This is a genomic window from Neglectibacter timonensis, assembly GCF_900048895.1.
In the GTDB taxonomy this organism is placed as follows: domain Bacteria; phylum Bacillota; class Clostridia; order Oscillospirales; family Acutalibacteraceae; genus Acutalibacter; species Acutalibacter timonensis.
In genome coordinates, this window is record NZ_LT160640.1 from 14,518 (window position 1) to 31,754 (window position 17,237).

Sequence of the window (17,237 nt, forward strand, 5' to 3'; positions counted from 1 at the left end):
GGACTGGAACCGAAGAAAACAATAGAAAGCAGCGGTATGGTCGGAATGACGATACCGCTGCTTTTGAAATTAGTAGAAATGGGATCTCATAGTTTACAGGCGCCTGATTCTATACCTCCGTTTGGCGGGGAGGGCAGTATCGGCGCACTCTTTATCCAGACAGCGGATCCAGAGCCTGAGACGAAGAGAGAGCGCCTGCTGCCATAGGTAGGCGCTGGGAACCAGCCATAGTAATTTGTTTTCAGCAAAGGTTGGAGTCCCTGTGAAGACGACGCTACAGAAAGCCAGCAGCAGAAAAAACACAGTGGTTCCCCAAAGCCCCCGATTTTGCTGCATGGAGAGGCGGGGCAGAGAGATGGGATAGAGGAAAACAGCTAGAAGGCCGAACCCTATAGCTTTTAGAGAGTTGAGAAAGAGCGGCAGCTCCGGCCCAAGCTTTTCCGAGGTGAGCAGCAGAACCAGCTCATCTCCTTTGCTTTTCCAAAGCCTGCTCCAAAATTCAAAATCTGACCACTTGGTGGGAATAAAGTCTTCGGGAAGCTGGAAAGAGAATTCGCAAAGCCAGAGCAAGAGAAACCAGGACAGCCCGCAGAGCAGGAGGCAGGCCAGAAAAGGAAGGGGGAATTCCAGGGCGGTGAAAGTTGTTTTCAAAAGGGAGAACAAAGCAGACAGCAGCAGAACTGCTGGGGCAAGCAGCGTTCCGGCATGGGCTAGTTCGCTCCAAAAGCGCAGGGAAGACCATTGGCCTGAAAGTCCATGGCGGTTTACAAATTCTGTCAAAAATTTGTGTGGAGCAGTTCCGGATGGTATGCTGAGACTGACCCGGGACATATCGGAATCCTCCGGCAAAGCCTGTAAAAGAAGTATTGGAGCGTCTCCTTCCAGGATGCCGCGTACCGTCAGGATCCTGTTCTGGTAGTTCAGCGTATTTCCAACGGCTTTTGAAGTTCCAAACAGCTCCTGTGCAGTAGTGCGGTCCAGGAGACAGCCCTCCGTATCTTCGGTGAGAAGCGGTGCGGAAGAGGAATAGAGAAGGAAAGAAGGGCCGCACAGCGTCAAAACAGCAGGATAAGCAGTCCGTCCCAAGCTAGGGTTTGACACTGGTTTCTCTGACTCCTGCCCCCAAACTGCAAAGGGGACAGGGTCGCTTTCCATCGCCTCTTTCCTCTGCATTTCAAGTGCTTCCTTTCCGGTGAAAGTACGCTCTTCCTGAATCAGCGTATACAAATTTGGGAGCTCTTGAATTTGCTGGGAGGCGGTGCTGGAGAGAAACAGACAAAGAAAGAAAAGGCCGGGTAAAAGGAGGCGGCGCAGCGCTTTCACGGCTGATTCAGACGCACCCGGTCGCCTGCCTCCAAGGGCTTGTTGGAATCTGCGATGAATTCTTGACCTGCGACGAGGCTTCCTCCGTCAATAGCTGCATAGCTTTCATTTTTTTCCAAAATTTCCACGTTCAGCCGGGCTGCGGTAAGCTCTGGCCCCAAAAATCCTGCATCTTCCTGGATAATCAGGAGGTAATAGCCCCCGTTTTCTTCCTGCAAAGCGCTGAGCGGAACACAGTAGGGATAGGGTTTGGAGGGCTGGACTGCTTCCATTTCCGCGGAGCTGCCCAGTTTCAGAGAATTTTCGGGCAGTTTTACTGTAATCTCCAGCAGTTCGGAATCCTTCTGGACCTTTTGAATGGATTCTACGGTCAGGCCGGTAAGTTCTTTTTGATCGCCGCCAGGTTTCAGCGTTACTGTGCTGCCTACAGAAATATATTTTTCCTGCTCCGCAGGAATTTGCGCTATAAAAGCAGTTCCCTGAGAGAGGTCGGAGATCAATACGGCAGTGCCGTCCGGTGTGGGATTTCCCACCTCAATATTCAGCTTGTCCACCACGCCATCGAAAGCGGAACGGACGACGCCTCCGTTTTCCAGCAATTTTTGAAGCTCTTCTATTTTTTCTGACAACTTTTGCCATTCCATCTCCATCTTTTCTGCAGAACTGTCGGCGGACGGGGATTTCTGGGCGTCTTCTATGGCTCTGGCGGCGGCCTTCAGAGCAGAATCCCTAGCGGAAACTGCTTGGTCAAAGTTTTGCTGGGCAATGGAGACGGCATCTAACAGTTCCTGCTCCTGAGAGCTGGATTCCTGCTCTGAAGCCGCCGCCAAATCATGATCGGCAGTCTGTTTTTCAGAACGAGCGGTTTCTGCTTTTTCAGCAGCGGTATTCAATGCCTGTTCATAGGATGCCCTGACAGAATTTTCAGCCTCGTCCGGATCGACTCCCGCTGTTTCAGCCTGCTGGCGTGCCTCCTGCACCTGCTGATCGACGGTCGTCTGCAGCGCATCCAGAGCGGAAAGGGCCTCTTCCAAGGCCTTTTCCCGTGCTTCACAGATAAGCTGAAGAGATTCCAAGTCCGCGTGAGGCGGAGGATTCTCCCGGTACTCTTCCAACCTGTTCTGTGCCTCAGTGAGAATTTTTTGCGCCTGCTCTACTGCTTTTCCAGTCTCGCTTTTCATGTCGTTATAATCCTGAAGGGCTCGGGCAAGCGCGGTACTGCGGCTGTCGGCTTCCGTCTTCTCCCTGCTTTTCTGATCCCGGATATCCAGGTTCAGTTTTTCCAATTCCAATTCTGTTTCCTCCAATTTTTGCTGAAGGTCTTCCAGGCTCAGGGAAAACAGCGGGTCATTTTCCGCTACCGCTTCGCCAGGCTTGACCGCTAGGGAAGCCACTCGTATTCCGGGAAAGGAGGTTACGGTCTTTGCTCCATTTGCAATTACCTGGCCGGAAGCAGTGATTTTATGATCGATTGACCTTTTTTGTGTTTCCTGCAGATCTACCCGGGCGATGGTCAGGCTGTCTGCGACCCGGGAGAGAACTGTGAAGAATATCATCAGGCTCAGGAAGCCTGCAAGGGCTCGCAGAGCCTTGGCCTGCAGTGTAAACGGCTTCTTACGGCGGCGTCCAATCAGGCTGTGTAAATCTATCTCAATCAGTCGGGCTGGGCTGCCGGGGTGTGGCCGCGGCAGTTGATTCTTACTGTGGAGTCGTTCCATGCAGATTGTTCCTTTCTGTGTTTCTGAATCCCTTTCTGCGGCATGCAAAGCTGTGCGCTACCTGCCAGATCTGAGTGTGCGAGATTATACGGAATCGCTAGAGGTGTTATACAGTCCTGCGTCCAATCTGGTACGATGCAGTGGGTGAAAGTTTCAGCCCCTCAGCCTTTTATTGCGGCTGCGGTGATCCCCTGCTCCAGATAATCCTGTCCGCTGAGAAAGACCAGAAGAGCGGGCAGCAGGGTCACTACCGATCCGGTAAATGCCACCCCTGCCTTTGCCAGGTCAATGTTGGGAAGATAGAGGGAGAGGGGCCAAAGCGTCTTGTCTTTTAAAAAAGCCAGGGGCTGTTCAATCAGATTCCAGTTTTCTAAAAATCCGAGTACCAGCGCAGATACGATCCCAGCAGAACCCAAAGGCAGACCGATGTTCAGGAAGATTTGAAAGGCACTCCCAGTATCCAGCTTGGCAGATTCTAAAATAGCCTCTGGAATGGAACGGAAAAAACGATACATTAAAAATACTGGAAAGGTGGAAAAAACAGCGGGCAGGATGACAGACCACTGCGTGTTGATGAGATGAATGCTGTCCAGCACCAAAAAGCTGGACAGCATGGTGACCTGGAAGGGCATCAGCATCAGGATGAGATAAAGGGTAAAAAGAGTTTTCCGAAAACGGAACTGAAACCGTGCGAATCCCCAAGCGGCCGGCGCACCTACCAAAAGCTGTCCGACAAGGATCAGGGCTGTAATGCGCACGGAGTTCCAAAACATGGCAAAAAACTCGGGAGAATCCAGCAGCAGCTCTACATAAGAGCGCAGACTGGGGGATTGGGGGACCAGCCGCCAAGCGACATAGCCTTTGCCCTGAGAGAGTATAGGGGACAAATACTGTGACAGCTCACCGGGATCCATCAGTGAACCTGTAAGAAGAAACAGCACAGGGCTGCAGACCAGAAAAGCAAGTGGAAGGAGCACAAACAGTGCCAGTTTCCAGCGCAAGGAAGCACCTCCTCTTTGAAGATTGGAGATATGGGGAGTCCTGAAATAGGACAGATATTCACTCTTCCCAGTTCCAGATTCGCTGCAGAAGCAGGATCAATCCCAGGATAACGGCAGCTACCAGAACCGCTCCTGCAGAGAGTTTATCGAAGGAGAGATCCCGAAACCAATTGTTAAACAGATGCTGGAGCAGGTACATACTCTCGTTTGGATAATCCCCTGCCACCAGATAGGCTTCGCGAAATACCTTGAAGGAATTGAGGAAGGAAAGGACGGAAATAGTGTAGAGGGACGGGAGCAGGGATGGAAAAGTAATCTTGCAGAAAATTTTCCATTCTCCGGCTCCGTCTACCTGGGCGGCCTCGTAAATCTGAGTGGGGATTCCCGAGAGCCCTGCCATCCACAGTACAATGTCATACCCTAGGTTTTTCCATAGGTAACTGCCGCAGAGCACCCAGAATGCGGCGGGGCTGTTCATCCAGTCTTCGGGGACTGCACCTAACCGGCAGAGCAAACTGTTCCAAAGCCCGCTGTTTTCAAACAGGACCCGCCAGACCAGCGCAACAGAGGCTACCGGGATGGCCATCGGAAAAAGAAAGGCAGTTTTCAAAATACCGCCCAGCCGGCCTAAACGCTGCAGAAACACAGCGAGTAGCAGAGAGATGGCGAGCAGAGAAGGGATACATACCCCCACAAATCGCAGGGTATTCCAACAGGCCAGCCGGAAAGCAGAATTGTGAAGGATAGACCAATAATTTTGAAAACCTGCCCACTCCTCGGAAACAGAACTGGATAGCGAACGCCGAAGAACATCGAGAAACGGCAGAAGAACAAAGAGGCATACCCCGGTCAAGCTGGGGAGGAGAAAGCACAGCCCAATATTTTCTCCTTTGATTCTGTTTTTTTTCATATCATTCAGAAAGATAAAGGGCTACCTTTTTCAGAATCTCTTGAACGGCATCGTTCAACTCCAGCTTTCCTTCCAGATAGGCTTGACCGGACTGCAGCACTGCATCGAGGATTATAGTATCCTGGGTCGCCGGAATTTCCAACCCTTCTACGGTTTCCCGCAGCGCGTCATATTCCTCCTCGGTAGGTTTGCGGAAGGTTAAATTTATGCTGTATGAACTGTCGGAGCTGATTACAGCAATGCCGCCCAAGGAACTGTCTTTGACTTGACAGAGCTGCTCAAAGGTTTTCTTGTTGACCGGCATACCCAGTCCCTGATCGATAGCCTGTACTTCAGAGGACAGGAGAAACTTCACAAAAGTTTTTGCCTCCTCCTGCTGAGAACTTTTGGCGTTGATACCAACTACGCCGGCGGGCAGAAAAACGTTGCCTGCCTGACCAGGCTGAGGAGCATATCCATAGTTTTGCATCTTATCGTTAACCGATACCAGGCTGGGAAGACCGCCGATGGAGGAGAAATTCTCCAAGGAGATCAGGCTGTTCCCTGACGTCAGCTCGGTACCCATGGCCATACCGTTTTTGCCGAAAGAGACACTGGCATATCCGAGCCCATCTTGAGGATCTCCGCCGTCTTCATCGGGAAGATTCGTGTCGAAAATACGTTTGGCCTGCTGAAGAAATTCGGAGAGGGCATCCTGTTTAAGTGTTCCGTCTGTCTGAAACCATGCGGGGGAATTGGCGGGATAGAGGGCTTTCAGGAGAGAAGCGGCGTCAGTAAGGCCTGTAACGCTTTTCTGGTCAGGATGTTCCTTCCTCAGCTTATCTACAGCATCTGCCAGGGAAGCGAGATCATGGACAGAGGAAAGCGACTCTTTATCCGCATCTAGAATGGGGAGGACAAAACGGGTGGGAACGGCATAATAGCCTTCATCGGTTTTGTAAGCGGACAAAATATTTTCAAAGAGGCCATCGGAATCCTCGACTTCCTTTACCAAGTCTCCGATCTCTGTGAGCAGGCCTTTTTGTAGGTAATTCTGCACAGGCATTCCATCCAAAAAGATGACGTCCGGGCCTTTTCCTGCCATGATGTTGGTATTTAGGGTGCGAAGGGCATCTGAAACGGTCATGGCGTCGCTTCCGCTTAGGGCCAGTTCCAGATTGATATAGATATCTGGATTTGCCTTCTGATACATGGCGATAGCTTGGCGCAGCTCTGTGGAGTCTGAGAACGCATAGGCTTTCAGTTCTTTTTCTGGAACTGCAGACATGTTAGGGTCATAGAGATAGTTCAGCAGTTTGTGGCTTTCGTCAGTTTCATTCCACCCCAAGAGGGTAAAAGAATCGTCAGAAAGCTTGAGAATCTTCTGTACGTGGAAAGTGGGGTCGGAAAGCGTGTTGAGGGCGCCGTTGATTACCTGCTCTATACTGCTGCCGCCCAGAATATGACGGTAGACCCCGTTTTGCGAGCAGAGGTAAATGGAATCGTCCTGCCTGTCGGAAAAAAGGAGAATGTCTCCGGTGAGAAAAACGTTTCCTGATGATGAGACATTTGTCTGTACAGTGGCTTCGGGGTTTCCTGTACTTTGTCTGGAACTGTTCAGAAAATCTTCCAAAACGCTGTCCCGTTCTTTTAAGGTCCAGTCAGTGAGATGGAATAGGTCTACTCCATCGTAGGAACGGACCAGGAGAGTGTCCGTGGTGAGGACAAAATCAATGTATTGATTATATGTGCCCGTGGCTTCCAGGGTGTGCAGGAAAGATCCGGTTTCCGGATCGATATGGTAGAGTACGCCGTTCTGATCCAGCCCAAGCAATGATCCGTCATGGAGAAAGGAAAACTTCTGGATGCTGTTTTCCGGGACGGCCGAGCTGCCTGATGCGACGCTGGTTTCAGCCGCAGAGGAGGCACTGTCTTCAGAGGAATCTTCAGGAGCGCCGGATTTATCATCCGAGCCACTCAGGAGTACGCCGTCTGTAAACGTCTCGTTTTCGGGCAGATTTAAGACTAGCTCCCTCTTTTTCCGCGACTTATCCATCAGCCAATACCGGGACTTTCCGGAGTCGTCAGAGGTGGTAAATACAGCGCTGCCGTCGGTCCCCCAAGCGGCTGGCGATGAAAATGTTTCAGGAGCTTCTGCCTCGAAAGCAACTTTTTCCCAGGTCTTACCATTGTCGGAAGAGTCGAAGATACCTTCCGAACTGGTAAGACGGAGTTTGTCGCCCGTTTGATCCAAGGAGAGGGGGATGTTCCCGTCACCTCCTGGAAGGCTGAATTCTTCTTCTACATAACGTCCCTTGGCTGATGAATTGGAAGGAATATCCGAGAGGCTGCTATCGCCGCCGGTGCTGCAGGCGACCGCAGACAGCAAGAGGGCAGAAGAGAGGAACAGGCTGATTAATTTTGTTCCATATCGTTTTAACTTTGGTCTCATACTCTAAGCGTCCTTTCTGTTTTGGAATTCTGCACGATAGGATACCACCCAAATCTCTAAACAGCCTCTAAATTTTAAAGGTTTTTTCGAGATTTCCATGATATACTTAGTTTCAGATCAAAAAAGCGGTGGAATACTGAGAGTACGGCTGGAAGTATGGAAATCGTCTGACGCTGAAGGAAAGCTGGTTTAGAGAAAAGATGCGTATTTTGTTGATTGAAGACGATAGAAGGTTATTAGAATCTTTGAAATTTCAACTGGAAAAGGAAGATTTTACTGTCGATGCCTGCACAACTGGAGACGATGGATTATATTTTGTGCTGCAGGGAGCCTATGACCTGGTGATCTTGGACAGAATGCTGCCCGGCATGGATGGGATATCCCTCCTCAGGCGGCTGCGCAGAGAGGGCGGAGCTGTACCGGTGATCTTATTGACTGCATTGGGAGAACTGGAACACAAAATCGAAGGGCTGGATGCAGGGGCGGATGATTATATTGTAAAGCCGTTTGCTTTTGAAGAATTGATGGCCCGGATTCGCAGTATTGGCCGCCGGCCGCAAAGCTGGGAGCAGCATGAGACCTATACTGTAGGAGATCTGCGCCTGGAACCAAGGGAAAAGCGGCTGGAAGGTCCGGGAGGCGTGTGCAGCCTTTCCAAACGGGAAGCCGATCTGCTGGAATTCTTTCTGAAGAATCCGGGTCAGACCCTTCCGAGAGAGACTTTGCTCCTCAGAGTATGGGGACCGGATGCCGAGGTTGAGGATGGGAACCTCGACAACTATATTCATTTTCTGCGTCGCCGGCTGCGTACTTTGGGCAGCACCCTGAAGCTGGTGACAGTACGGGGAACCGGATACCGCTTGGAAGAGGAGGATGAGAATGTTTGAGCGTCTCCACAGGCAAATGACCCTTTTCTGCGCGGCGGTTACCGGAATCATACTGGTGGTTATGACGCTGCTGTGCCTATTCCTTTCAGAAGCTTCTATCCGTCAAAACCATTATCAATCCTTTTTGAATGAGCTGAATTCGGTCATCTCCTATCTGGAAAACCAAACAGTCATTTCCAATCAATGGCTTGCGAAAACAGAGGATGACAACAGGCTGGTTCTGGATGTATATGATAACGGGGCTCCGTTGCTGTACAATTCCCTGGCGGCGATACAGCCCGAGCGGGAAAAACTGGTGGAGCAGGCGAAGAGACAGGCGGCAGAAGAATATGGGCTGGATATATCCTTGCCGGTTTCCAATTCCGTTCTCTCAAAGTATACAGAGTTTTCTATGAAGGGAGAGGAGGGCCGGAAATATTATGCGGCTGCAGCAGTGTTTCCCAAGAGCGGCGGCGCGCTCAGCGCTGTTTTAGTGTATTCTCTGACAGGGCAGGAATGGCAGGTTTTCCTGCAGCGACTGCTATTTCTCGGAGTGGATCTGCTGGGAATCGGAGGATTGATTCTGTTTTCCTGGATATTTACGGGAAAAATGCTTGGCCCTTTGGAGGAAAGCAGAAAAAAACAGGCTCAATTTGTGGCGGCAGCCTCCCATGAGCTCCGTTCTCCTTTAACAGTGATGCTATCCAACCTTTCGGCGCTGCAAAAGGCAGGTCCGAAAGATCGCGGAAGATTTGAAGAAAATATTAAGGCGGAGGGAAACCGCATGTCTCGCCTCATTGATGATATGCTGGCGCTTGCCAACGCAGACAGCCGATCCTGGCGCATCACAAAGGCCACGGAGGAAGTGGATACCCTGATCCTCGAACTTTATGAACATTACCAGGGGCCTGCCCGGGAGCGGGGGATCGCGCTGTCTGTACGCTTGCCGGAAAGGGTTCTGCCGGAGTGCGTTTGCGACGGCGGCCGCATCCAGCAGGCGCTCTCTGTGCTCCTGGAAAATGCTTTGAGCTATACCCCTCAGGGAGGATGCGTAGAACTTTCTGTCGAAGAGAAGTCCGGCAGATGCCTGATTTCTGTACAGGATAACGGACCTGGAGTTCCTGATGGGGAGAAGCTGCGAATCTTTGACCGTTTTTACCGCACTGATAAATCCCATCAAAATAAGGAGCATTTCGGACTGGGGCTTTGTGTGGCCCGTGAGATTGTTGATCTGCATAAGGGGAAACTTTGGGTGGAGGATACCCCTGGCGGAGGCGCTACATTTTGTATGCTGCTGTGAGCTTCCTGGCGTGTGATTCACGAATTTCTTAAATGAATTATGTAAACAAGCTGTGCGGGCAAACAAAAAAGAGCTAAAACCCACATGGAGTTTTCAGCTCTTTTCCGGTTATGCGTGATGAATTAGCCTTTTGAATTCTGCAGCCGAGGTATTAGAGCGGTAGATTGTGCCGGAACCTTCCGGATTGGGACCTGGATAGTAGAAATCTACATATTCGCCGTTGATATCTACTATAACGGTGAGCTTGCCGCCCTCCCAAGGGGTAATTTCCAAAAGATAGTCCGGATAGTAAGCGAACATGGAAAGCGATTTATCCAGAGGTTCAGCTTCCAAAATAACGCGGGAAAAAGCCTGGATGCGTTCCCGCTTTTCAGAGGTGCTGGCGTTAAGATGGAGCAGCTTCAGATGCTCTCCATAGCCGCGGGAAAGATCCATCTGCAGGGAATTCGGAGTACTGCTGCATCCGGATAACTGCAGAACCATGATGCAAAAAAGAAGAACGCAGAGCGATTTTTTCATAACTGGATTTCCTTATCTCATAATACGTCATGATATATGCTTTATTCTACCCAGTTTTTCGCTAAATGTCAAACAGAAATGCCGAACAGGGATTCGGCGTTCCGACAGGCGATCTGTTCCTTTTCCGCAGGTTTGAGCCCGGTGGCTTCCAGCAACGCTTTTTCTTCCGGAAAAGTGCTCCAGGGACAATCTGTGGCGAACAGCACTCGGTCCACGCCATGAAGGCGAATCAGTTCCTCCAGTTGTCCGGGCGTCAGAAAGTGTGAAGCAAAGGCGGTATCAAAATAAACATTGGATTTGCCGGCCAGATACTGTGCAGCTGCTTCCGGCATATCCATACCGCCCATGTGCGCGGCAATGATTGTGAGGTTTGGGAACAGATCCGCAATTTTTGCAAGCACATCGGGAGGGCAGTGTACCAAACTTGGGGAATAGGGATCCCGGCCCGTATGAAAAGCTATGGGCAAACCCAGTTTTTCCGCCTCCGCATAGATGGGCAGCGCAGCGTCGTCGCCGATGAAGAATTCCTGATAATCCGGATGAAGCTTGATACCATACAATCCCAATTCCTTGATACGGCGCATCTCTTCCAATGCATTTTCGGCGTACGGGAACACGCTTCCGAAGCATCGGATGGAATCATGCTGGCTTTCCGCTGCAAAGTTGTTAACGGAGGTCTGTTGTTTGGCAGTGGTAGCGATATGCAATGCCATCCCGCCGGAACACCCCCATTCTGCGAGAGCTGCAGCTGTCCCGCCGCGGGTACCGTCTGTAAAATAGGGGCATTTGCAGATGCCGGAAAGCCTGGGGAGCGCTTTTCCTGCCAACGTATCCGGGAAGAAATGAATATGGGTATCGAAGTATTTCATAAGACCGGAATCCTCCTGTTGAGAAAATTTAGCATAGAATGAGAAAGAGACTTTCCGCAGTAGCGGAAAGTCTCCCAATGAATCGAATCAGTCGCTCGTGTAGGGGAGCAGAGCCAGATGACGCGCACGTTTGATCGCAACGGTCAAAGCACGCTGATGATATGCACAAGTACCGGTCACACGGCGGGGGAGGATCTTTCCTCTCTCGGAGATGAAGCGGCGAAGCTTGGCGATATCTTTGTAATCAATATAGTCCGCTCTGTCAACACAGAAGCTGCACACCTTTTTGCGTCCCTTGCGTCCACCGCGGCGGACTTCTCTTTCGGGTCTATCAGCCATAGCCAAAAAGCCTCCTTAACAAAATTTTAGTCTGAAGAGTCAAAATTTTAGAAGGGGAGATCGTCGTCTCCCAGGATCTCTTCAAAATCCTCGTTGCTTCCGCTGGAATAGGCGGGGGCAGGCTCGCTGTAGGCGGCCGGCCTCTGCTGCACGGCGGGCGCGCTGTCATAAGAACCGGGCGCACTGCCGGAGGAATCCCGCTTGGAATCCGCGAAGCTCACATCGTTGGCCACGATTTCAAAGGCCTTGCGTTTGTTGCCCTGCTTGTCCTCATAATTGCGGGTCTGGATGGAACCAGTTACAGCCATCATCCGGCCCTTTGAAAAATACTTGCAGACAAATTCTGCGGTCTGACGCCAGGCGACCACATCGATAAAATCAGTCTGGCGTTCCGTGCCCGCTCTTGAATAGGAGCGGTCCACAGCCAGAGTAAATGTGGTGACGGCAATGTCATTGGGAGTATGTCTCAATTCCGGGTCGGCTACCAGCCTGCCCATGATAGCGGCAACATTCAGCATAAATCAGGCACTCTCTTTCGTAGTCAGCAGAATTATTCTGCGCTTTCCGCAGAAGCTGTCTCAGCAGCGGGAGCCTCTACAGCTTCCACGGCGATGGCTTCCACGTCGATATTGCTCTCTTCAGCCTTCTGAGGCTTCTGGGCTTTCTTGGGGTTTACATGACGGGGATCGCGCTTTACGATAATCGTGCGCAGGATACCGTCGGTAATCTGATACCTTCTGTCAAGCTCAGCGGTAAAATCCGGTGTGCTTTCGAAGTTGATCAGGGTGTAATAGCCCTCGTTCTGCTTCTGAATGGGATAAGCAAAGCGGCGCTTCCCCCAATCGTCAACACTCTGAACAGTACCGTGCTCTGCAATCAGAGCCTTGAATTTGTCTACGAGTTCCGTGTTTCCCTCCTCGCCGATTTTGGCGGTCGTGATGATGACGGTCTCGTAGAGGTTCTTTCCATCTGCCATTTGTATTGCACCTCCTTCTGGTCTTTTGGCCCCGCGCAGTTTTATATCGTCGCGGAGCAAGGATGAAAAATCGTTAGGATCTAACGAAAAGTCAACGGGAATTATTATAGCATAAATTGGATTTAAGTCAAGGAAAATCTGCAAATACGCGGTTTGTCATCCAGCGAAGCAGCCAGTGGCCAGCTCCATCAGGTGAACGCCCCGGCCGCCGCCCAACAGAATGCCCGCAGTGCAGCGGTTGCAGTAGGCCACTGTAAGAGGACAAGTATATTTTTCGACCTGTTCGGCCATCAGTTGTTTTTGGATATCCTCTGGCAGCCGGTACAGCGGCGTATCGGGCCAACGCTTCAGCAAGGCGATATTTTCCGGCTTTTCCGGTTGGAAATGTAAATTCCCGCAGTAGAAGGATCGCTCTCGATTTTCCGTCAGTTCCACAGCTCTCACGTTCAGCTTTTGCAGGACAGACCGCACCCCTTGGAAAATTTCCGGGTGTTCCCGGTCCCGCCAGCAGTCCTGGATGTTTACCGTAAGGCCTTTGTAATCCGGCCAGGGATAATCCTCCTGTCGATCCAGCCAGACAAAAAGGTTTTCCAAAATCAACTGGTTTTCCGGCTTTGCCTCCAGAGTTTCCCGGCAAGCCTGGCAGAAGTACAGGGCGGTATTCCCCGCAGGATAGGAAGTACTGTCTATCCTGCAGCAGCCGGCCACAGGCATTTTCTCCTTGAGATAAGCCCGAAGCCTTTTTGCAGCTTCGGGACTGGCTTTTGTGAAATTGCAGCTGGGAAAATAAATTTCACCCATGGGAACTTGCCTTTCTGTGAGATTGTGGGAAACGCTGTCAAAGCCGTGAGCAGAGTTCCTTGAGATAGACGCGGAAATCCTCGCCGATTTCGGGGTGTTTCAAAGCTACCTCTACGCTGGCCTGCATGATGCCTAGCTTGTTGCCCATGTCGTACCGCGTGCCGGTGAAGTCCACAGCGGTCATACCGTCCCGTCTGGCCAGTGTCTTCATGGCATCGGTAAGCTGGATTTCCCCTCCTGCGCCGGGAGGGGTTTTATCAAGGATATCAAATATCTCTGGAGGCAGCACACAGCGGCCTAAAATAGAATAAAGAGAAAGTTCTTCGCCTTTTTGGGGTTTTTCTATCATATCGGTGCAACGGAAATAATTCTCCCGAATGGCTTCAAGCTTCAGGGAGGAATATTTTGAGATTGCTTCAGGTGAGACCTCTTTCACGCCGACCACACCGTTGCCGAATTGTTCGTAGGCGCGGATAAGCTGGGCGCACGCCGGATCCTCACCGATGATAACATCGTCCCCATAGAGCACTGCAAAGGGTTCGTTCTCCACGAAATACCTGGCGCAGTTGATAGCGTGTCCCAGGCCTTTTGTCTCCTTCTGCCGCACATAGTAGATATTGGCAAGCTTTGAAATACCAATAATTTCTTGAAGGATTTCTTCCTTTTCCGGATTTCCGGCAAGCCGCTGTTCCAACTCGGGGGCCCGGTCAAAATGATCCTCCAGCAGCCCTTTGCCTCGGTTCGTAATGATTAAGATATCCTCGATGCCGGAGGCCGCGGCTTCTTCCACAATATACTGGATCGCAGGCTTATCTACAATGGGCAGCATTTCTTTGGGCATTGCCTTGGTGGCGGGCAGTACGCGGGTACCAAGTCCCGCGGCCGGGATTACGGCTTTTCTCACTTTTTGCATGGCTGTTTTCAGATCCTTTCTCGGGATTCTCGTCCTGGAAAAACGGGCGGAAAGGGGAAACGCTATAAAAACAGGGGGATATTCACGATAATCATATAGCAGACAAACATACAGATAGCGATGGAAACATTTACGCCGCCGCGTGCTTCCAGCAGCGCGCCTTCCGCTTCGCCGGTTTTTGCGGCTGCCACCTTGGTATCCCTGACAGTGCGGACACAATGCTTCATATACATTTTATTGCCGCGGAACCCCACCACGATCATCACAATCAGCATGCAGAACAAGCAGATCATGGGCAGAGTAATCTGCAGATACATAATGGGGTTTTGAGACATGATATCTGAAATGATGATCATTTGATCGTTAGTAGGGCTGAAGCCTTCGGCAAGATCCATCCCCGCTTTCTGCATCAACTCCATCAGCACAGGGGATGCAATGAAAATGGAAAAACACAGATAGGCAATATAAATACAGAACATCAAAGCCGTGACCAGAATGCCAAATTTATATTGTTTGCGGTAGAGCATCCAGGCGCCGGAAAACAGAAAAGCGGAAAAATTAAATTTGTTTTTGCCGCTTTGCTTCATGTAGCGGAATACGGGCATATAATACGCCGTGTTCTGTTTAATCAGCTTGGAGGCGTCGCCGAAGGTGACGTTTTCATCCAAAATTTCTGTAGGGCTCACACCGCCCATTGGATCCATGGGAAAGGGGAACGGGCCGCCGTACATATTTCCCTGGGGAACAGGCGGTACACCGTAGGGAGTGGAAGGGGGAGGAACAGTTCCCTGTTCCTGATTGGAGTTTTGATAGGTGTTGTTGTATCGTTGTGGTTCCCCCACAAGAGAAGAGCCGCAGCGATTACAAAACAAAGCGCTGTGACCGTTTAAAGTGCCGCAAATCGGGCATTCCCGGTCTTTGATCTCTGTACTGGGATCCGGGGCCACCGGCGGCGCAGGAGGTTCCCAGGCTTTTCCCGCTTTGTGGAGCTCCTCCTCGAAGATGCATTTTCCCTCTTTCTGGTAGCAGGCCCTGTGATACGGAGCGCCGCATTCCGGACAAACAACGATGTCGTCGTTCTGCTGGAAGGGTACGTCGCATACAGGGCACTTGATTCCAGTGTAGTCAAGCATAGAGGCAGCCATTCCTTTCTTTAAATAAAGAAAACTTGACCGCGGAATTCCCAACTTCAGCGCGGACAAGCCTGGGACAAAACAAAAATTCCCAGGAGTTATATGATTCCCTATTTTACCTTATTTTTTTAGAAAGCGCAATCGAAACCATTTTTATTTTCAGACTGTTAATATTTTATCCGATATTTCGGAAAAATAAGGGAAGACACGATGCCAAATAGGTTTACTTTTTTACCTGTTTCCAGTATAATGGCAAAAGAAAACCGCAAACGAGAGGTTAAGGATACAGATATGCTGCAATTTGAAGAGTTGAAACGAGAACTGGAAGGACAGGAAAAAGCACTGGACGGCCTGAAGGTTGCGCTGGGGCTTGAAAAGCTGCGGGAAGAAGTGGAGATGCTGGAGCATAAGGCCTCAGAGCCTGGCTTTTGGGATAATATGGCGGAAGCTCAGAGAATCACACAGAGAATGGCGGCCCTGAAGGGAAAGGATGAGACCTATCAGAAGCTGTGCGGTCGGGCGGACGACGCCTTGGCGCTGATCGAGATGGGCGATGAGGCGGAGGACTTGTCTTTGATTCCTGAGGTGAGGGCAGAATTGGATGCAATCGGCAGTGAGATTGAAACGATGAAGCTCTCCACGCTGCTTACCGGGGAATATGACTCCAACAATGCGATTCTCACCTTCCACGCGGGGTCCGGCGGCACAGAGGCGCAGGATTGGGCGGAAATGCTGTTCCGCATGTATAACCGCTGGGGGGAGCGCCACGGATTTAAGGTGAGCACCCTGGATTATCTGGACGGAGACGAGGCCGGTCTGAAGAGCGCTTCTATCCTGGTGGAAGGCGAGAATGCCTATGGCTTTTTGAAAAGTGAAGCGGGCGTTCACAGATTGGTACGGGTATCCCCCTTCGATGCGGCTGGCCGCCGGCACACCTCTTTTTCCTCTCTGGAGGTTATGCCAGAAATTGATGAGGATAACAGCGTAGAGATCAATCCCGATGACATCAGGATGGAGGTTTACCGCGCCAGCGGCGCAGGCGGCCAGAAGGTTAACAAGACATCCTCTGCCGTGCGCCTCATCCATATCCCCACCGGAATAGTTGTCTCCTGTCAGGTGGAGCGCAGCCAGTATCAGAACAGGGATGTAGCCATGAAGATGCTGATCTCGAAATTGGTGGAGATTAAGGAACGGGAAAACCTGGAAAAGATTTCCGACATCAAGGGTGAGCAGAAAGAAATCACTTGGGGCAGCCAAATCCGATCCTATGTGTTTATGCCTTATACCATGGTGAAGGATCATCGTACGGGATTTGAAACCGGCAATGTCAACGCCGTGATGGACGGCGAGTTGGATGGTTTCATCAACGCGTATCTGACCGCGCTGAGCCAGGGCACCTTGGGTGAGAATATTGAATAAAAAACTGCGCCGCAATTCTCCGCGGCGCAGTTTTTTCAGGAAAGGGACGCTGAATTATGAAACTGAAACTGGTTCCGATTCAAGAGGAAGAGAAGGAAATCCTTAGGAATCTGCTGGAAAAGTACCTGTATGAGTTTTCTCAATATGACGGGGGTACCGTGAATGCCCTGGGGCTTTACGGCTATTCCTATCTGGATAACTACTGGACGGAGGAAAACCGCTGGGCCTTTTTTCTGAAGGCGGACGGGAAGCTGGCCGGTTTTGCCATGGTCAACGATTATCCAGAATCGGGGGAAAAGACGGACTTCTGCATGTCGGAATTTTTCGTCATGTACCCATACCGGAAACATGGATTGGGAAAGGAGGCGGCCTTTGCGCTGTTTGACCGTTTTCCCGGAACCTGGCAGCTGAAGTACCATCCTAAAAACATCCCCTCCGTACATTTTTGGAACAGGGTGGTGGCAGAATATACCCATGGAGAGTTTCGATCGGTCCCAGGCAATTCACAGTTTCCTTACGGAGACGGTTCGCCCGGTCAAGTTCTTTATTTCACTGCGCGGAAAGGGTAAGAAAGTCGAAAAATCCCCTTTCCTATTTGAATTCTTTATGATAGAATATGTTTTAAGCCAAAATCTAACAATAAATCTATTGGCTGGTTGCCGCTGGCTTTCCAAAAATATTTCTGCTTGGAAAGCGAACAGCCCCATTTAGCAGGAGAC

The 17,237-nt window shown here is 50.8% G+C and carries 17 protein-coding genes; 4 read left to right on the forward strand and 13 right to left on the reverse strand.

Features of this window, described 5'->3' with window-relative positions; genetic code table 11:
• Positions 1-93: 93 nt before the first annotated feature.
• From BN3911_RS08885 to BN3911_RS08905, 5 genes are all read right to left on the reverse strand, one after another.
• Entirely contained in the window at positions 94-1,173 is a 1,080-nt protein-coding gene (locus tag BN3911_RS08885; RefSeq protein ID WP_147578569.1) for an ABC transporter permease, read from the reverse strand.
• A gap of 146 nt (positions 1,174-1,319) precedes the next feature.
• A complete protein-coding gene (locus tag BN3911_RS08890; protein WP_066864431.1) occupies positions 1,320-3,041 on the reverse strand; it encodes an efflux RND transporter periplasmic adaptor subunit in 1,722 nt (573 codons plus the stop codon).
• A gap of 161 nt (positions 3,042-3,202) precedes the next feature.
• Positions 3,203-4,042: a carbohydrate ABC transporter permease gene (locus BN3911_RS08895; protein WP_066864434.1), complete on the reverse strand. Its 840-nt coding sequence runs from the start codon at positions 4,040-4,042 to the stop codon at positions 3,203-3,205.
• 58 nt (positions 4,043-4,100) lie between these two features.
• Positions 4,101-4,952 carry a carbohydrate ABC transporter permease gene (locus BN3911_RS08900; RefSeq protein ID WP_066864436.1) on the reverse strand — a complete coding sequence of 284 codons (852 nt, stop codon included), beginning with the start codon at positions 4,950-4,952 and terminating at the stop codon, positions 4,101-4,103.
• Position 4,953: 1 nt separating this feature from the next.
• Complete coding sequence (locus tag BN3911_RS08905; RefSeq protein WP_066864439.1) at positions 4,954-7,383, reverse strand: ABC transporter substrate-binding protein; 2,430 nt, start codon at positions 7,381-7,383, stop codon at positions 4,954-4,956.
• Between the two features lie 200 nt (positions 7,384-7,583).
• Between BN3911_RS08905 and BN3911_RS08910 the strand changes: the two genes are divergently transcribed.
• Together BN3911_RS08910 and BN3911_RS08915 are read left to right on the forward strand one after the other, a co-directional pair.
• The gene (locus BN3911_RS08910; RefSeq protein WP_066864441.1) at positions 7,584-8,270 is read left to right on the forward strand and encodes a response regulator transcription factor; all 687 of its coding nucleotides are present in this window, start codon (positions 7,584-7,586) and stop codon (positions 8,268-8,270) included.
• A complete protein-coding gene (locus BN3911_RS08915; RefSeq protein WP_066864443.1) occupies positions 8,263-9,549 on the forward strand; it encodes a sensor histidine kinase in 1,287 nt (428 codons plus the stop codon). The genes BN3911_RS08910 and BN3911_RS08915 overlap by 8 nt, the downstream gene beginning before the upstream one ends.
• A gap of 108 nt (positions 9,550-9,657) precedes the next feature.
• Here BN3911_RS08915 and BN3911_RS08920 read toward each other — a convergent pair whose 3' ends face one another.
• From BN3911_RS08920 to BN3911_RS08955, 8 genes are all read right to left on the reverse strand, one after another.
• Positions 9,658-10,068 (reverse strand): hypothetical protein, encoded by a 411-nt coding sequence (locus BN3911_RS08920; RefSeq protein ID WP_066864445.1) that lies wholly within the window; start codon positions 10,066-10,068, stop codon positions 9,658-9,660.
• Between the two features lie 68 nt (positions 10,069-10,136).
• Entirely contained in the window at positions 10,137-10,937 is an 801-nt protein-coding gene (locus tag BN3911_RS08925) for an amidohydrolase family protein (RefSeq protein WP_066864448.1), read from the reverse strand.
• An 87-nt stretch (positions 10,938-11,024) separates the two neighbouring features.
• On the reverse strand, positions 11,025-11,276 hold the full coding sequence (gene rpsR, locus BN3911_RS08930) for a 30S ribosomal protein S18 (protein ID WP_066864455.1): 252 nt from the start codon (positions 11,274-11,276) through the stop codon (positions 11,025-11,027).
• Positions 11,277-11,323: 47 nt separating this feature from the next.
• On the reverse strand, positions 11,324-11,794 hold the full coding sequence (locus BN3911_RS08935) for a single-stranded DNA-binding protein (RefSeq protein WP_066864457.1): 471 nt from the start codon (positions 11,792-11,794) through the stop codon (positions 11,324-11,326).
• A gap of 32 nt (positions 11,795-11,826) precedes the next feature.
• Positions 11,827-12,252: a 30S ribosomal protein S6 gene (rpsF, locus tag BN3911_RS08940; protein WP_066864459.1), complete on the reverse strand. Its 426-nt coding sequence runs from the start codon at positions 12,250-12,252 to the stop codon at positions 11,827-11,829.
• Between the two features lie 156 nt (positions 12,253-12,408).
• Positions 12,409-13,053 carry a hypothetical protein gene (locus BN3911_RS08945; protein ID WP_066864462.1) on the reverse strand — a complete coding sequence of 215 codons (645 nt, stop codon included), beginning with the start codon at positions 13,051-13,053 and terminating at the stop codon, positions 12,409-12,411.
• A 37-nt stretch (positions 13,054-13,090) separates the two neighbouring features.
• The gene (galU, locus tag BN3911_RS08950) at positions 13,091-13,966 is read right to left on the reverse strand and encodes a UTP--glucose-1-phosphate uridylyltransferase GalU (protein WP_066864464.1); all 876 of its coding nucleotides are present in this window, start codon (positions 13,964-13,966) and stop codon (positions 13,091-13,093) included.
• Positions 13,967-14,028: 62 nt separating this feature from the next.
• Positions 14,029-15,099, reverse strand: a complete 1,071-nt coding sequence (locus BN3911_RS08955) for an RING finger protein (RefSeq protein ID WP_066864467.1) — start codon at positions 15,097-15,099, stop codon at positions 14,029-14,031.
• A 291-nt stretch (positions 15,100-15,390) separates the two neighbouring features.
• Between BN3911_RS08955 and prfB the strand changes: the two genes are divergently transcribed.
• On the forward strand, positions 15,391-16,518 hold the full coding sequence (gene prfB, locus BN3911_RS08965; protein WP_066864474.1) for a peptide chain release factor 2: 1,128 nt from the start codon (positions 15,391-15,393) through the stop codon (positions 16,516-16,518).
• Positions 16,519-16,574: 56 nt separating this feature from the next.
• Entirely contained in the window at positions 16,575-17,087 is a 513-nt protein-coding gene (locus BN3911_RS08970; RefSeq protein WP_066864476.1) for a GNAT family N-acetyltransferase, read from the forward strand.
• The last annotated feature ends 150 nt before the right edge of the window (positions 17,088-17,237 follow it).

Excerpts from the sequence above, each read along its gene's own strand:
- BN3911_RS08920 (WP_066864445.1), bottom strand. The coding sequence starts at position 10,068 with ATGAAAAAATCGCTCTGCGTTCTTCTTTTTTGCATCATGGTTCTGCAG.
- BN3911_RS08885 (WP_147578569.1), bottom strand. The coding sequence starts at position 1,173 with ATGCAGAGGAAAGAGGCGATGGAAAGCGACCCTGTCCCCTTTGCAGTT.
- BN3911_RS08915 (WP_066864443.1), top strand. The coding sequence starts at position 8,263 with ATGTTTGAGCGTCTCCACAGGCAAATGACCCTTTTCTGCGCGGCGGTT.
- BN3911_RS08925 (WP_066864448.1), bottom strand. The coding sequence starts at position 10,937 with ATGAAATACTTCGATACCCATATTCATTTCTTCCCGGATACGTTGGCA.
- BN3911_RS08910 (WP_066864441.1), top strand. The coding sequence starts at position 7,584 with ATGCGTATTTTGTTGATTGAAGACGATAGAAGGTTATTAGAATCTTTG.
- BN3911_RS08900 (WP_066864436.1), bottom strand. The coding sequence starts at position 4,952 with ATGAAAAAAAACAGAATCAAAGGAGAAAATATTGGGCTGTGCTTTCTC.
- galU (WP_066864464.1), bottom strand. The coding sequence starts at position 13,966 with ATGCAAAAAGTGAGAAAAGCCGTAATCCCGGCCGCGGGACTTGGTACC.
- BN3911_RS08955 (WP_066864467.1), bottom strand. The coding sequence starts at position 15,099 with ATGCTTGACTACACTGGAATCAAGTGCCCTGTATGCGACGTACCCTTC.
- BN3911_RS08970 (WP_066864476.1), top strand. The coding sequence starts at position 16,575 with ATGAAACTGAAACTGGTTCCGATTCAAGAGGAAGAGAAGGAAATCCTT.
- rpsR (WP_066864455.1), bottom strand. The coding sequence starts at position 11,276 with ATGGCTGATAGACCCGAAAGAGAAGTCCGCCGCGGTGGACGCAAGGGA.
- BN3911_RS08945 (WP_066864462.1), bottom strand. The coding sequence starts at position 13,053 with ATGGGTGAAATTTATTTTCCCAGCTGCAATTTCACAAAAGCCAGTCCC.
- BN3911_RS08890 (WP_066864431.1), bottom strand. The coding sequence starts at position 3,041 with ATGGAACGACTCCACAGTAAGAATCAACTGCCGCGGCCACACCCCGGC.
- prfB (WP_066864474.1), top strand. The coding sequence starts at position 15,391 with ATGCTGCAATTTGAAGAGTTGAAACGAGAACTGGAAGGACAGGAAAAA.
- rpsF (WP_066864459.1), bottom strand. The coding sequence starts at position 12,252 with ATGGCAGATGGAAAGAACCTCTACGAGACCGTCATCATCACGACCGCC.
- BN3911_RS08935 (WP_066864457.1), bottom strand. The coding sequence starts at position 11,794 with ATGCTGAATGTTGCCGCTATCATGGGCAGGCTGGTAGCCGACCCGGAA.
- BN3911_RS08905 (WP_066864439.1), bottom strand. The coding sequence starts at position 7,383 with ATGAGACCAAAGTTAAAACGATATGGAACAAAATTAATCAGCCTGTTC.